Origin of the sequence: Exiguobacterium sp. PvP048 (genome assembly GCF_040549175.1) — a bacterium.
GTDB classification, from domain to species: Bacteria; Bacillota; Bacilli; order Exiguobacteriales; family Exiguobacteriaceae; genus Exiguobacterium_A; species Exiguobacterium_A artemiae.
In genome coordinates, this window is record NZ_JBEPSU010000002.1 from 338,045 (window position 1) to 352,371 (window position 14,327).

13 protein-coding genes are annotated in these 14,327 nt (G+C 50.7%); 9 read left to right on the forward strand and 4 right to left on the reverse strand.

Annotation, left to right across the window (positions count from 1 at the left end):
* Window positions 1-34 precede the first annotated feature (34 nt).
* From ABIC15_RS06235 to ABIC15_RS06250, 4 genes are all read left to right on the forward strand, one after another.
* Window positions 35-1,786, forward strand: a complete 1,752-nt coding sequence (locus ABIC15_RS06235) for a 2-oxoacid:acceptor oxidoreductase subunit alpha (protein ID WP_012369933.1) — start codon at window positions 35-37, stop codon at window positions 1,784-1,786.
* On the forward strand, window positions 1,773-2,639 hold the full coding sequence (locus tag ABIC15_RS06240) for a 2-oxoacid:ferredoxin oxidoreductase subunit beta (RefSeq protein WP_354020073.1): 867 nt from the start codon (window positions 1,773-1,775) through the stop codon (window positions 2,637-2,639). Before ABIC15_RS06235 ends, ABIC15_RS06240 begins: the two co-directional genes overlap by 14 nt.
* Window positions 2,640-2,734: 95 nt before the next feature.
* Window positions 2,735-3,826, forward strand: coding sequence for an L-threonine 3-dehydrogenase (gene tdh / locus ABIC15_RS06245; protein WP_012369935.1), 1,092 nt, complete (start codon window positions 2,735-2,737; stop codon window positions 3,824-3,826).
* Window positions 3,826-4,998 (forward strand): glycine C-acetyltransferase, encoded by a 1,173-nt coding sequence (locus ABIC15_RS06250; RefSeq protein ID WP_354020075.1) that lies wholly within the window; start codon window positions 3,826-3,828, stop codon window positions 4,996-4,998. Before tdh ends, ABIC15_RS06250 begins: the two co-directional genes overlap by 1 nt.
* 78 nt (window positions 4,999-5,076) lie before the next feature.
* Here the strand turns inward: ABIC15_RS06250 and ABIC15_RS06255 are convergent, their stop codons facing one another.
* From ABIC15_RS06255 to ABIC15_RS06270, 4 genes are read right to left on the reverse strand one after another with little or no spacing between them, the layout of a single operon-like run.
* Complete coding sequence (locus ABIC15_RS06255; protein ID WP_012369937.1) at window positions 5,077-5,829, reverse strand: iron ABC transporter ATP-binding protein; 753 nt, start codon at window positions 5,827-5,829, stop codon at window positions 5,077-5,079.
* The gene (locus tag ABIC15_RS06260; RefSeq protein ID WP_483298755.1) at window positions 5,826-6,881 is read right to left on the reverse strand and encodes an iron chelate uptake ABC transporter family permease subunit; all 1,056 of its coding nucleotides are present in this window, start codon (window positions 6,879-6,881) and stop codon (window positions 5,826-5,828) included. Before ABIC15_RS06260 ends, ABIC15_RS06255 begins: the two co-directional genes overlap by 4 nt.
* Window positions 6,882-6,889: 8 nt before the next feature.
* Window positions 6,890-7,909 (reverse strand): ABC transporter permease, encoded by a 1,020-nt coding sequence (locus tag ABIC15_RS06265; RefSeq protein ID WP_214848327.1) that lies wholly within the window; start codon window positions 7,907-7,909, stop codon window positions 6,890-6,892.
* Complete coding sequence (locus ABIC15_RS06270) at window positions 7,910-8,905, reverse strand: siderophore ABC transporter substrate-binding protein (RefSeq protein ID WP_214765296.1); 996 nt, start codon at window positions 8,903-8,905, stop codon at window positions 7,910-7,912.
* 144 nt (window positions 8,906-9,049) lie between these two features.
* On the opposite strand from ABIC15_RS06270, the gene ABIC15_RS06275 reads away from it, so the two are divergent.
* The 5 genes from ABIC15_RS06275 (at window position 9,050) to ABIC15_RS06295 (ending at window position 14,324) form a co-directional block, all read left to right on the forward strand.
* Entirely contained in the window at window positions 9,050-9,382 is a 333-nt protein-coding gene (locus ABIC15_RS06275; RefSeq protein WP_354020079.1) for a hypothetical protein, read from the forward strand.
* A gap of 62 nt (window positions 9,383-9,444) precedes the next feature.
* Window positions 9,445-11,067, forward strand: a complete 1,623-nt coding sequence (locus ABIC15_RS06280; protein WP_354020081.1) for a DUF3153 domain-containing protein — start codon at window positions 9,445-9,447, stop codon at window positions 11,065-11,067.
* Window positions 11,064-12,521, forward strand: coding sequence for a phytoene desaturase family protein (locus ABIC15_RS06285; RefSeq protein WP_354020082.1), 1,458 nt, complete (start codon window positions 11,064-11,066; stop codon window positions 12,519-12,521). Before ABIC15_RS06280 ends, ABIC15_RS06285 begins: the two co-directional genes overlap by 4 nt.
* A 129-nt stretch (window positions 12,522-12,650) precedes the next feature.
* Window positions 12,651-12,938, forward strand: coding sequence for a hypothetical protein (locus tag ABIC15_RS06290; protein WP_012369943.1), 288 nt, complete (start codon window positions 12,651-12,653; stop codon window positions 12,936-12,938).
* 117 nt (window positions 12,939-13,055) lie between these two features.
* Window positions 13,056-14,324, forward strand: a complete 1,269-nt coding sequence (locus ABIC15_RS06295) for a DUF445 domain-containing protein (RefSeq protein ID WP_354020084.1) — start codon at window positions 13,056-13,058, stop codon at window positions 14,322-14,324.
* Window positions 14,325-14,327 lie beyond the last annotated feature (3 nt).

Here is a 14,327-nt window from a genome sequence, read left to right on the forward strand (position 1 = left end):
CAATCATTTCAGGGGATAAAAGGAGCGAACGTCGATGTACAATCAATTGTCATGGAAAGTAGGCGGTCAGCAGGGGGAAGGGATCGAGTCGACGGGTGAGATCTTTGCCATTGCCTTGAACCGTCTTGGTTATTACTTATATGGATACCGTCATTTTTCTTCACGCATCAAGGGAGGACATACGAACAACAAAATCCGTGTCGCGACACACGAAGTCCGGACCGTCGCCGATGATCTTGATATTCTGGTCGCCTTTGATCAGGAAACCATCGATGTCAACTTCCATGAGTTGCGTCAAGGCGCCATCATCATCGCCGACGCGAAGTTCAATCCGACGAATCCGGATCAGACACGTGCTGCTTTGTATCCGATTCCCTTTACGGAAATTGCGTCCGGACTCGGCACATCGCTGATGAAGAACATGGTTGCCATCGGAGCATCGAGCGCCATTCTCGGGATTGCACCGGAACGGTTCCAGGCGGTCGTGGAACAAATTTTTGGTCGAAAAGGACCGGAGATGGTCGAAAAGAACTTATCGGCAATCCGTGAAGGCGCCGCGGCATTTGAGGCGATGGCCGGAACAGCGGAACGCTTTATCCTCGATCCGGCAGACGGACAGCAACGGATGTTCATGATCGGCAACGATGCGATTGCGCTTGGTGCAGTGGCAGGCGGAGCCCGTCTGATGGCCGCCTATCCGATTACGCCGTCGTCGGAAATCATGGAGTACTTAATTAAAAAATTACCGCAGTTCGGCGGAACCGTCGTTCAGACGGAAGATGAACTTGCCGCGGTGACAATGGCCATCGGTGCCAACTATGCCGGCGTCCGGTCCCTGACCGCGTCAGCCGGACCGGGATTGTCTCTCATGGCAGAGGCGATCGGCTTGTCCGGGATGACGGAAACGCCGCTTGTCATCATCGATACGCAACGCGGCGGACCATCGACCGGACTGCCGACGAAACAGGAACAGTCCGACTTGATGGCGATGATTTACAGCACACATGGTGAGATCCCGAAAGTCGTCCTCGCGCCGTCGACGGTCGAAGAAGCTTTTTATGATGCAGCCGAAGCGTTCAACATCGCGGAAGAATACCAGTGTCCAGTGATTTTATTGACGGACTTGATGTTGTCGCTCGGAAAACAGTCTGTCGAACCGCTTGATGTCAACCGTGTGGAAATCCGTCGCGGGAAACTGATGCTCGACGAATTGCCGGAGCTTGAAGGTAAATCGTATTTCAAACGGTATGAAGTGACGGAAGACGGAATCAGTCCACGAGTCGTCCCCGGTACGAAACACGGGATCCATCACGTGACGGGCGTCGAACATAACGAAGAAGGCCGTCCGTCGGAAGCGACGAAAAACCGGGTCGACCAAATGACGAAACGTCTGCGGAAGCTCGGTCAATTCCGGATGAAGGATGCCGTCCTCGTCACGGAACAGCATGCGACACCGGATATCCTGTTTGTCGGTTTTAATTCGACACGCGGAACGATTGAAGAAGTGATGCCGCGTCTCGAAGAACAGGGCATTCATGTCGATCATCTCCACATCCGCCAGATGCATCCGTTTCCGAGTGAACTGGTCCGTCCGCACCTCGAGCGGGCAAAGCAGGTTGTCGTCGTCGAATACAATGCGACGGGCCAACTCGCGAAACTGATTCAGATGAACTGCGGTTTTGCAGAAAAAATTGAACACATTTTAAAATTCAACGGCGATCCGTTCTATCCGGCGGAAGTAGTGGAACAAGTCGTTGCAGGAGGGATTTTCCATGGCAACCTTTAAAGATTTCAGAAACGATGTCAAACCGAACTGGTGTCCGGGCTGCGGCGACTTTTCGATTCAGGCGGCCATTCAGCGTGCCGTCGCAAACGTCGGGCTAGAGCCTGAAGAACTGGCGTTGATTTCCGGCATCGGCTGTTCGGGACGAATTTCCGGTTATATCAACACGTACGGCTTCCACGGCGTTCATGGCCGGTCGTTACCGATCGCTCAAGGCGTCAAGATGGCAAACCGTGAATTGACGGTCATCGCGTCCGGCGGTGACGGAGATGGTTTTGCCATCGGGATGGGGCATACGATTCACGCCTTCAAACGAAATGTGGATATGACGTATATCGTCATGGACAATCAAATTTACGGGTTGACGAAAGGGCAGACATCACCGACATCGGCACTTGGCTTTAAGACGAAGTCGACGCCGAAAGGATCGATTGAAAAGAGTGTCTCACCGGTCGAACTCGCCTTGACGGCAGGCGCGACATTCGTCGCCCAAAGTTTTTCGAACGATTTAAAAGGCTTGACGAGTCTGATTGAACAGGCAACGCAACATAAAGGATTTGCCTTCATCAACGTCTTCAGTCCGTGTGTGACGTTCAATAAAGTCAACACGTACGACTGGTTCAAGCAGAATTTAACGAAACTCGATGATCTTGAAGGCTATGACGCGACGGATCTCGATGTGGCGAAACGCGTCGTCCATGAACACAACGGTCTCGTCATGGGTCTGATTTATCAGGATGATTCACGTCCGGATTACCAGTCACAAATCGACGGATATGCGGAGAATGGACTAACTTTTGCCGATCTTGAGATGAATGAAGAAACATTTGGTAAACTTGCGGCTGAATTCATGTAAACTAGAAGTGAAAGATTGTTTGGTTATTTGGGGATGCTCAATACTTGGTCTGGACCGATTAGAGAAAGAGGCAAAGACCACGAAGGAGTCGGGGAATGATGACAAAACTAGTGACAGCTGTAGAAGATACGACAAAAGTAAAAACGATGCGCGCACTCGTCAAGGAAGAACGGGGATTTGGCGCTGTCTTGAAAGAAGTCGCAGTTCCTTCACCAAAACGTGGTGAAGTCTTGATTCGCGTGGAAGCGACTTCCATCTGCGGGACGGATGTCCACATTTACGAATGGGACGCGTGGGCAGCATCACGCGTGAATCCGCCGTATGTTTTCGGACATGAGTTTTCCGGTGAAGTCGTGGAACTGGGAGAAGGGACGAAACGTCTGAAACTCGGGGACCGTGTCTCAGCGGAAACACATATCGTCTGTCATCAATGCAAACAGTGTCTGCGGGGGCAGTATCACATTTGTAAAAACACAAAAATCATCGGCGTCGATACACAAGGCTGTTTCGCCGAGTACGTCGTCATGCCGGAAGAAAATCTCTGGGTCAATCCGGAGGATATGCCAGCCGCCATCGCATCGATTCAAGAGCCGATGGGCAATGCCGTTCACACGGTTCTTGCGAGTGACGTCAGCGCTAAAACGGTCGCCATCGTCGGTTGCGGTCCAATCGGTCTGATGGCTGTCTCGGTCGCAAAAGCGGCAGGAGCTGCGGAAGTCATTGCGATTGATGTCAATCCGTACCGGTTGGAGCTTGCGAAAACGATGGGCGCAGATGTCGTCATCGATTCACGCCACGAGGATGTTCTCGAACGGGTCCGGATGATGACGGACGGGGACGGGATTGATGTCGTCTGTGAAATGAGCGGTCATCCGGTTGCGATTCGTCAAGCATTTGAGATGGTGACAGCCGGCGGAGACGTCAACATTCTCAGTCTGCCGGTCAAACCGGTCGAGATTGATCTGACGAATCACGTTGTTTTTAAAGGTGTTCGCGTTCAAGGCATCACCGGACGGAAAATGTATGAGACATGGAGTCAAGTATCCGCATTCCTGTCGAGCGGAAAAGTCGATGTCAAACCGTTGATTACACACACATTGCCACTCGAACGGTTTGAAGAAGGATTCGAATTGATGCGACAAGGGAAATGTGGAAAGGTCGTACTACAACCAAGGGGGACGAATTAATGGGATTTGAGTATTTACGGACAGAATTAGAAGAGATGAAACAAGCGGGAACGTTCCGCGAACTCGTTGCACTCGAAAGTGCCCAGCACAACCGGGTAACTGTCGACGGGAAAGAATTGATTCAATTGTCGTCAAACAACTATCTCGGACTTGCAGCGCATCCGCGCCTCGCGAAACGGGCAGCGGACGCGGCACTTGAATTCGGTGCCGGAACGGGATCGGTCCGGACGATTGCCGGAACACTCGAAATGCACCAAGCATTCGAACGGGAACTGGCGACATTCAAGCATACGGAAGCGGCACTTGTCTTCCAATCAGGATTCGCGACAAACCTCGGTGTGTTGTCAGCCTTGCTTGGACCGGAAGACGTCGTCATTTCTGACGCCTTGAACCATGCATCAATCATCGACGGGATTCGTCTGACGAAAGCGAAACGCCGGATCTATAACCACGTCGATCTTGCGGACCTGGAAGCGGCTCTGCAGGAAACACAAGACGCGCGGACACGTCTCGTCGTTACGGATGGTGTCTTCTCAATGGACGGTAATATCGCGCCACTCCCAGAAATCGTTGAACTGGCTGAAAAATATGATGCCCTCGTCATGGTCGATGATGCCCATGCATCGGGTGTTCTCGGAAAAAGTGGCCGCGGAACGGTCAATCACTTCGGACTTGACGGACGCGTTGCCTTACAGGTCGGGACGCTCTCAAAAGCGATTGGTGTTCTCGGCGGCTACGTCGCGTGTGCACAACACGTCAAAGATTATCTGATCCATAAAGGCCGTCCGTTCCTCTTCTCGACGTCGCACCCACCGGCAGTCGTCGAAGCAAACCGGGAAGCACTTCGGGTCATGGAAGAAGAAACGGAACTGTTTGACCGTCTCTGGGAAAACACGGAATTCTTCAAACATGGATTACGAGAACTCGGCTTTAATATCGGCACGTCGACGACGCCGATCACACCGGTCATCGTCGGCGACGAAGCATTATGCCATCAGCTGTCAGACCGTCTGCGTCAACACGGTGTCTTTGCACAAGGGATTGCCTTCCCGACGGTCGCAAAAGGCAAAGCGCGTGTCCGGACGATCGTCACAGCGGAACATACACGGGAAGACTTGGAACAGGCGCTCGAAGCGTTTAAACAAGTCGGACAAGAACTGGAATTGATTTAAAAGGTACGAAAACATAGAAGGACGGCCCATCACTCGATGCGCCGTCCTTCTTTTTGATATGTTTCCTGCTGGATCATCTCAGTAAACGGCAATCGGTCCGTATGGCCCATCTATGATTTCGAGATTGGTCTCAAAAATATCGGAGAGCGTGTTTGCGACCATGATTTCCTGTACCGTACCGAATGCAGCAATCTGTCCATGTTTCATCGCACAAATATGGTCGGCATATTTCGCCGCAAAGTTGATGTCGTGTAAGACGGTAATGATCGTTCTTCCAAGCTCATCCGCGACATGACGCAGATATCCCATCATCTGGACGGACCGGGCGATATCGAGATTGTTGAGCGGTTCATCAAGCAACACGTAGTCCGTCTCCTGACACAAGACCATCGCGACATACGCCCGTTGACGCTGTCCGCCTGACAGTTCGTCGAGGTAACGGTTCTCAAGTGGTGTCAGGTCAAGAAAGTCGATGTATTTTGACGTGATGTTCTCATCTTCCAGTGTCATTCGCCCTTGCGAGTAGGGGAACCGGCCAAATCCGACCAGTTGGCGAACCGTCAGCCGGGTCACGAAATGATTTTCCTGACGAAGAATCGTCATGATTTTTGCTAAATCCTTTGACTTCGTGCTTGAGACATCGAGTCCTGCGACTTGAATCTGTCCTTCATCAAGTTGCAACAGACGACCGATCATCATCAGTGTCGTCGATTTACCGGCGCCGTTCGGTCCGATTAGTGCGGTCAGACCCGCTTTCGGAATCTCTAACTCAATCGGACCGATCTGGACATGATCCGTATACGTTTTTTTGACTTGCGTTAATTTAATCATAAGGACCTCTTTCGTAATAACACCGTTAAGAAAATCAGACCGCCAAACAGTTCGATGATGACGGAGACGACGCTCGGTGCATTGAAAATATGATACATAAAGAAATAAGCACTCGTCAGAACGAGAAAACCAATCGAAAAGGCCATCGGCAAGACGTACTTATGGTCATACGTGGAAGCGACCTGATAACTGAGTGTGGCAACAAGAAAACCGAAAAACGTCAGTGGTCCGATCAGTGCCGTCGACATCGACATGAGCAGGGAAATAAGGATGAGGATGTAGAGGACGCTTCGGCGGTGATTGATGCCGAACGAGGTCGCGACGTCCTTTCCGAGGGCGATGACATTCAGACGGTTCGCCGACAGGAACAACAAGACACTGACAATCAGGACGACCGGAATCACGATTGGAAAATAGGCAGTATCGACATTCGTGACTGAACCGAACAATCGGGCCTGCAAAATATCGAACTCGGACGGATCGAGCATCCGCCGCATGAAGCTGGCAAGAGAATTCAGTCCGGTGCCAAGGATGATACCGACGAGCAACAGGAGTTGTAAATCGGCGTATTTTCCGGATAACAGCCATCCGTAGAGCAGCAGGCTCATCATGAGCATGAGACCGACCTGTGTCAAAAAAGCACCGGTTCCGGAAAAGCCGATCAATGCCCCTGCACCAAAGAAAAAGATCATCGAGGTTTGAATCGTTGAGTACAAGGCATCGAATCCGAGCAGGGACGGCGTGATGATCCGGTTGTTCGTGACCGAATGAAAGGCGACGGTAGCGAGACTTTGGCAGAGTGCTGCAATCGCCATCGTGATGATGGCTGTAATCCGGCGTTCGACGACCGGCCAAAAGGACGGGGACTGAACCGGTACCGGATTGTTGTAAAGCAGGAGACCAAGCGAGCAGAGCACTCCACCGGACAGAAACAGGCACAACAGGATCCAGTAGCGGCGTGCAAGCCGTTTGGACGCAAAGGCGGAAGCATTCCGGTCACTTGTATGAGCAGTGGTTCGTTCACCTGAATAAGGTTTCGGTTTTCTGTGCATGACGGTATTCATCGGATACCTCCTCTTGTTCGTTGCCGCAACAGGATGAGAATGAAGACTGCTGCCCCGACTGTTCCAAGGATCAGTGAGACCGGCAGTTCAAAGGGGCGGATCAACGTCCGCGAAACCAAATCACTGATGAGAACCGTCCCCATCCCGATGACGCAGACCCATGGCAAGTTACTGCGCAAGTCATCTCCGCGCATCATCGAGACAAGGTTCGGCACGATCAGACCGAGAAACGGTAAATTTCCGATGACCGTCGCAACGATGCCGACGGACAAGGCAATCAGACCTGTTGCCATCATCATCAGACGATTGTAATGAACGCCGAGACTGGTCGCGATATCTTCACCGAGACCAACCAACGTTAAACGATTGGCGAGAAAAAAGATACAAAACGTGACCCCGACAATTATCCATAAGTATTCATAGCGACCGATCTGGACGGATGAAAACGATCCGACGAACCAGCCTTCCAGTGCCTGACTCGCCCGGAAGTATAAACCTAAGAAGGTGGAAATGGCCGAGATGACAGCGCCAAGCATCAGTCCGATGATCGGTACGATCAGCGAAGACCGAAGCTTGACCGAACGCAGGAACCAAAAGAACACCATCGTGCCGATAAAGGCAAACACAATGGCACCGGTCATCCGCATCATCAGTGTCGGTGCCGGAACAAGCAGATAAACGGTCAATAGTCCAAGTCCCGCCCATTCAATCGTACCGGTCGTCGTCGGTTCGACGAGCCGGTTCTGTGTAATCAGCTGCATGACGAGTCCCGCCATCGCCATCGCTGCACCTGTCAGCATCAGGGCGATTGTTCGCGGAACACGTGTAATCCAAAACATAGAAAAGTCATTCGCCGTGTTGTTGAGTTCATAGACTCCGGTCAACAGGGAAGTAACGGCAAGCAGACCGATGATCAGGAGAGCGATGATGAACGGCGGCGTCCAAACGACAGAAAAGGAAGGTCGGGCACTCGGCTCAACACTTCCATTCACTTGTTGCGGCTTGACCTGCTCCATTTACTTCACAAACGCTTTCGATACGCTTTGGAAAAATTCCGAATAGGTCTGGATCGATTCGTTTAAGTACATATCTTTAGGCGTATAGACGATCCGCTGTTCTTTGACGGCTGTTGTCTGTTGAAGCGCCGGTGCACGATCGATGACATCTTCCGCCGGAACAGCATCTTTGGCGTTTCCGAGAGGAGCGTCACGGTCTAAGACAAGTAACCGGTCCGGATTGCTTTGAGCGATGGCTTCGACGGACACCTCGTCTCCTTGATCGTTACCTGATTTTTGTTTGACTTCCAGGGCCGGTTTCCAGCCGAATATGTCATACATCGGTCCGAAGACCCGACCGCTCATCGGTGCGGAGAAACCGATATCGCCGCCCGAGACGATGACGGACATGACGCTGTCTGTTCCGTTATATGATTTTTTCACGTCCTGAATCGATTGTTCAAACGTCGTGACGAGTTGGTCGGCTTCTTTTTCCTTGGCAAAAATCTGTCCGAGCGTGTGTGTCGTATCCTCGAGTCCTTTGACTAGCAATTCACCGGGCGTACCGGATTGTTCCGGCAGTTCGATGTCGAGATCGATGACTGCGGCTTCCGGGACCAGTTTTTTAATATCATCGTAATAATCCGCAAAGCGTTGACCGACGATGACGACATCCGGATCAACTCCGGCAATTGCTTCAAGGTTCGGTTCGAAGTGCATTCCGACGTCGACGATATCCTTGTCCTTGGCGTAAGGTGATTCCGCCGGCAACAGTCCGACCGGAGCAGCCGCGAGTTTGACCTCCCAGTCAGCGAGTGTTTCAAATGTCCGGTTATCGAGTGCCACGACTTTCTTTGGTTTTACAGGTACCTTGACCGTACCGTGTGCGTCTGTAATGTCGATCGTTTTCGTGGCGGATTTCTTGCTGTCCGTCGTAGTCGTTTCGTTCGCTGTGCCGCACGCGGCGAGTAGGACGGCGAGTGAACTGATCACCATCGATGTTTTTACTGTGCCCATTCTCATTCATCTCCTTTTGATTTGGACAATGCCTCCCATCAATTCCGTGAATATGTAGGTGGATTAATTCCTCACAGAATTATTGATAATGATTATCATTGTCATCTTCAAACTGAATGATAGCAGACAAAAATTGGAGATGCAATGACAATTTCCATTTACCGGAGTTGTCGATTTTTTATTTCTATAAATTATATAAAAATAAAAAATGAAACGGTTACTCGAAAGTCATATGTTGCAGGAGCAGCCGATCACTTACTGATAACCGGCGAAAGACTTGCTATAATGGCAAAAACAATCGAATTAAATTATTCGCTGGAACCTGATCGATTTTTTATCAACCGATGGAATCAACAAATGTTTTTCTGGAAAAGTAGAAAGCACGGAATGAAAAAAGGATTTTTTGTCCTGCTTGATAAAACGATCCGTGCTTGTGGTCTGTTACATTTTGTTGGACAATCCTATTTTGAAGCATGAGGACTGACGAGTTAGGGAAAAGAAACAAGAACCGATAAAAGAGAGAAAGGGTGTGTGACAGTTTGATCAGCAAACAAAAAAAACTCATTGTGCTGTCGTTCGCCTTGATGGCGATGGTACTTGGGGGCTGTATCCGGATCCAGTACGATGCGACGGTCCATACCGACAAAAGCGTGACCTTAAAAACGACATATGCCGCAAAAGAGCACCCGGTGGCGCGACTACTTAACTTGAATCCGGACTGGAGTAAGTATGCCAAGCAGGCGGAGAAAAACGGTTATGCGGCAGAAACGTTTAAGACGCAGGATGATTATGAAGGCATCCGGATGGAAAAGAAATTTGCAAAATTCGAAGACTTGGCGACGATTAAAGATGAATGGAAAACGGGTATCGGCGGCATTCTGATTCCGCCGGATACGACGTATGAAGTCAAACAGGAAAAAGGATTTTGGTTTAATACGTACCGGTTGGACACGAACATTGATTTAAGTATCGATCGTTTGAATATCAAAGGGTATCAGCCGACCGGACAGGTCAAAAAATTAGCCGATCGTTATCTCCGGCAGGCGGATATCGAAATCAACCTGCATGGACCGAAAGTGATCGGTCTGCAAAACGGGGAAAAAATCGACTGGGCGAATCATAACAATGTCTCGTGGAAACTGTACGGGACGAAGGCCAACCAGTTACAACTGATTGCTTACGTTCCGAATCCGACCGGCTGGATCATTACCGGTGTCGTTCTGTTGATTGGTCTCTGTCTGCTCGTGTTCTGGATTGTGCATCACGTCCGGAAATTACGGCGCAAACAATTGCAGACGATTGGTATTTCGGTCTTTGTCTGTCTGCTTGTCGGAGGCAGTGCGTGGTGGTTCTTTGCCGACGAGACATCGAGTGCCCCACCGCCGACGAAACAGATTGTCACGCCGCAAGTCGGTGAAATCACACCGACCTTCATGGTCCATGGTTTGTTCGGGACCGAGCGGACGTTTCTGCCGATGATTGATAATTTTACGAAAAAAAAGCTCGCGGATGACGGCGGCAGATGTGACGTCTCACGGAACGGAAAAGTCGTGTGTGATGTTAAACCGTCCACGACCGGCTATCCGCTTGTCCGGATTGTTTTTGAAGACGATGAAGCCAGTCTTGCCAATCAACAAAAATGGCTCAGTGCAGCGATTGAACAGTATGACCGGAAACAACGGGCGACGTTCACCGACATCCAACTGGTCGGTCACAGTATGGGCGGAGTCGATGTCGTCGCCTATACGCTGAAAGAAGACATCCCGTATCATGTCCGAAAACTCGTGACACTTGATGCGCCGATCAGCGGTTCTGATTATGCGACGCTCGGGCTGACGCTTGCTCCGTTCGGAACGAATACAAACAGTCCGGCGATCCAGGATTTAGCCGAAAATTCAGCGGCGATGAAAAATCTGAAAGACCGGCTCGACACTTGGCCGCGTGATGTACTCGTCTATTCCTTTGGCGCGAAGGGCGGAGACTTCAATTTGATTCCGCTTAAAAGTTCGTTTGCACTCGATGCGTATACGGATAATATCCAAACGAAATCTTATAAATATGATCACTTTACGATTCATCGCCGCGAACCGGTGTTTAAGGAAGTCCGGAATTTCTTGTTTAAAGAAAATCTGGTGACAGAAACAGAGGAGGAATCGTCATGAAACGGATTGCCATCATCGGGGGCGGGATAGCCGGAGTCACCGCAGCCGCCTTACTTGCTCGACACGGACATGACGTCACCTTGTGCGAGGGGAGTCGCGAATGGGGCGGATCGGCGGGGAAGTTTACCCGGAAAGATTTCACTTACCCGGTCGGTGCAACGCTCGGAATGGGTTTTGAGTCGGGCGGCATTCATGAACGGGTGTTGCGGCACCTGCAAATCGACCAGCCTGTAGAACTGCTCGATACCGTCATGACCATTAAGCTTCCGGGGTACGAGATCCTCTATTACCGCGACCGTACACGGTTCATTCGTCATCTGAAGGAACAGTTCCGCAGCCAGGCAGACGCGATTCAAGACTTTTTTGACGAAGTGGACCGGATTCAGCGGCACGTCCGACCGTTGATGCAGGCCTTACCGGCGTTGCCGCTCAAGACATGGGATGATGCTCGGATGGTCGTCAAAGAAACGAAAGCAAGTCTGCCGCTGTTGCCTTATCTGACACGGACGATAGGTGACATGCTCCGGAAACATCAGTTGGACGGGACGATTTTTGCCCAATTGATTGACGGAATTTTACTAGACAGCATGCAGACGGGCAAGGAAGCATCGGCATTGCTTGGAGCCGTGGCGTTATCGATTTATCATGACGGCGCCTATTATGTTCCGGGTGGATTGTATCAGGTCGCCGAACGTCTGAAAGCGTCTGCTGAAGCGGACGGAGCGACCGTGTTACTGGGTCGGAAAATCACATCGGTGCGGAAAACGGCAGACGGCTTTTTGCTGGAAGACCGGCGGGGGCGACTCCTGCTTGCAGACGCCGTCATCGGTGCTCTTCCGCTCGAAGCGGTGCAGCAATTCGTCAGTCCGTCCTTGAAACCGGTCTTACGCCGGACATACAAGCGGCAAGCCGGTTTGTCGCAATGGGCGACCTTCACCTACTATGCAGCGATTCCCGAGACAATCATTCAAGACGATCAGGCATTTCGGCAAATTCACGATCCGATGTTGCCGTCCGGCCATGCGTTCATCTCGTTATCTCGACCGGGAGATCTCAACCGGGCACCAATCGGATGTCGGACATTGACGATGTCCTGTCATATTCCGATCGGCCGGTTCGCACGCGACGACCGTGCGCAATATGACCGGCAAGTTAAAGCCATGCAGGAAACATTCGAAACGATTTTGGAACGCGAATTTCCGGGTTTCAAAGATCAAGCGATCGAACGCCATCCCGGCGGACCGGGTGCCTGGGTCCGCTATACGTCACGCCCGGACGGCGGTGTTGGCGGCTATCCGCAGTTGCCGTCGACCAGTCTGTTTCAGGCAGCCTCGTTTCGGACGGGGGTGCCGGGACTTTATATCATCGGTGATACCGTATTTCCAGGTGCCGGGACAATCGGGGCGACGACATCGGCGATTCATGTCGCCCGCGAGTTTGGTGTGAAGATTTAAGCATGAATTTGGTAAATCGTGAAAGAAGCGGCCGGATGGTCGCTTTTTTTAGAGAACAGGATTATGATTGAGGCGAGACGGGAAGTACATAATCATGAGAGAAAAAAGAGAGAGAAGGAGTGAACGAGATTGAATCAGTTTGAGGACAAGTGTCAACATTTCATTCAAGAACGTCGCCCGGAAGTCGGGCCGTTGATTTTTACAAACGCCCGCACCTTCATCAATGCCCGGGGATTAAGCGTCTATGAACGAATTTATCAAGGAAAAGAAGAAGTCCGATTGGCATTCGTCGAACAGACAGCCGGTCATCAGATTGTTTCATTGATGGAAAATACGTTCGGAAACGGACTCGTCTACTTTGTGTCGACAGCGACTGCGACATGGGACGGCGAAAATTTCGGTGAATTTACGTTTTAACTACATAATGAGTCCCAGTCCGGTTGAGGCTGGGACTCTTTCATGTCGAAACTTGTATCCGTTTCAAAACGTATACGAAGTATGACAAAAAAAACGCAGCGAGAAGGAGGAACCATCTTGCAACAACAACTAAAACCCAAATCATCGACGCGGCGTCTTGCGACCGTGTCCCTGATTTTTATGGCAGTCGGCTTTATCGCCTCGTTGCCGTTTAAAGAAAACAACTGGGTGTTCTGGCTGCAAAGCGGCTTTGAAGCAGGTCTCGTCGGCGGAATTGCGGACTGGTTCGCCATCACGGCGTTATTCCGCAATCCGCTCGGACTGAAAATTCCCCATACGAACCTGTTGCCGAAAAACCGGGAACGCGTTATCGGGTCGATCGTCCAGATGCTCGAGAAAGATTTGCTCAATAAAGAAAGTATCGTCGAAAAGTTGCGGCATATGACACTCGCCGACCGTTTCATCAAATTATTGCGTTCGATTGTCCTGTTGCCGGCATTTCGTTCGACGGTGACGGAACTGCTGACGGGTACTTTACACAAACTGCCGAAAGAGGCGATTCTGAAAGTCGTCGATGACCGGATTTCCGATACGGTTAAAGCATATCCGTCGAAACGGTTGGCAGAACGGCTGATGGGATTAAACGAGGAACGGCGGCTCGATGAGCTGGCAATCGATCAATTGCTCGGATACGGACAACGCCTGCTTGAAGATCCGGTTATTCGGGATCAAATCGGTCGTCTGGCGTACCACGCGATGATTGATCAGGAAAAAAACACCTTTTTACGCGTTACGGCGAAAACCGTCCAAAAAGTCTACTCGGAAGAACGGTTGAGCCTTGTCATTCAATCGGTCCTGCTGAGTGTGATTGAAGATATGAAGCAGGTGCATCACCCGAACCGTCTGGCGATTCTTGATCATGTCCGCCGGAATTTGGCACAATTGACGCAAGATGAAGAGCGGCTTGCAAAAATTGATCAATGGAAAGCAACAGAAGTTGATCGTTTTGATTTGCAACCGGTCTTGAACCGGGCTTACACGGCAGGAATCGAGGAACTGAAGACGTATCTCGCATCCGACTCTTTCTGGGAAAACCGTGCTTTACCGTTGATGAACCAAGCGCTGAACGAGTGGGATCAGCATCCGACGTTCAAAGAAGAAAGTGACCGCTGGATGAAAGACCAGCTTGTTCGGTTCGTTGATCAAAACCATCAAAAAATCGGTGGCTTGGTCCGGGAAAACTTAAATCGATTTGATACGGAAACGTTGATTCATATGATTGAAGATAAAGTCGGAAATGATTTGCAATGGATTCGTGTCAACGGTGCGATCTGCGGCTTTTTCATCGGTCTGATTCTCGGTGGAATCAAACTATTCATTGGTTGAAGG

What these genes read in the sequence shown, in the direction of transcription:
- ABIC15_RS06235 (WP_012369933.1), top strand. Translation starts at nt 35, where the DNA reads ATGTACAATCAATTGTCATGGAAAGTAGGCGGTCAGCAGGGGGAAGGG.
- ABIC15_RS06240 (WP_354020073.1), top strand. Translation starts at nt 1,773, where the DNA reads ATGGCAACCTTTAAAGATTTCAGAAACGATGTCAAACCGAACTGGTGT.
- tdh (WP_012369935.1), top strand. Translation starts at nt 2,735, where the DNA reads ATGATGACAAAACTAGTGACAGCTGTAGAAGATACGACAAAAGTAAAA.
- ABIC15_RS06250 (WP_354020075.1), top strand. Translation starts at nt 3,826, where the DNA reads ATGGGATTTGAGTATTTACGGACAGAATTAGAAGAGATGAAACAAGCG.
- ABIC15_RS06255 (WP_012369937.1), bottom strand. Translation starts at nt 5,829, where the DNA reads ATGATTAAATTAACGCAAGTCAAAAAAACGTATACGGATCATGTCCAG.
- ABIC15_RS06260 (WP_483298755.1), bottom strand. Translation starts at nt 6,881, where the DNA reads ATGCACAGAAAACCGAAACCTTATTCAGGTGAACGAACCACTGCTCAT.
- ABIC15_RS06265 (WP_214848327.1), bottom strand. Translation starts at nt 7,909, where the DNA reads ATGGAGCAGGTCAAGCCGCAACAAGTGAATGGAAGTGTTGAGCCGAGT.
- ABIC15_RS06270 (WP_214765296.1), bottom strand. Translation starts at nt 8,905, where the DNA reads ATGGGCACAGTAAAAACATCGATGGTGATCAGTTCACTCGCCGTCCTA.
- ABIC15_RS06275 (WP_354020079.1), top strand. Translation starts at nt 9,050, where the DNA reads ATGACAATTTCCATTTACCGGAGTTGTCGATTTTTTATTTCTATAAAT.
- ABIC15_RS06285 (WP_354020082.1), top strand. Translation starts at nt 11,064, where the DNA reads ATGAAACGGATTGCCATCATCGGGGGCGGGATAGCCGGAGTCACCGCA.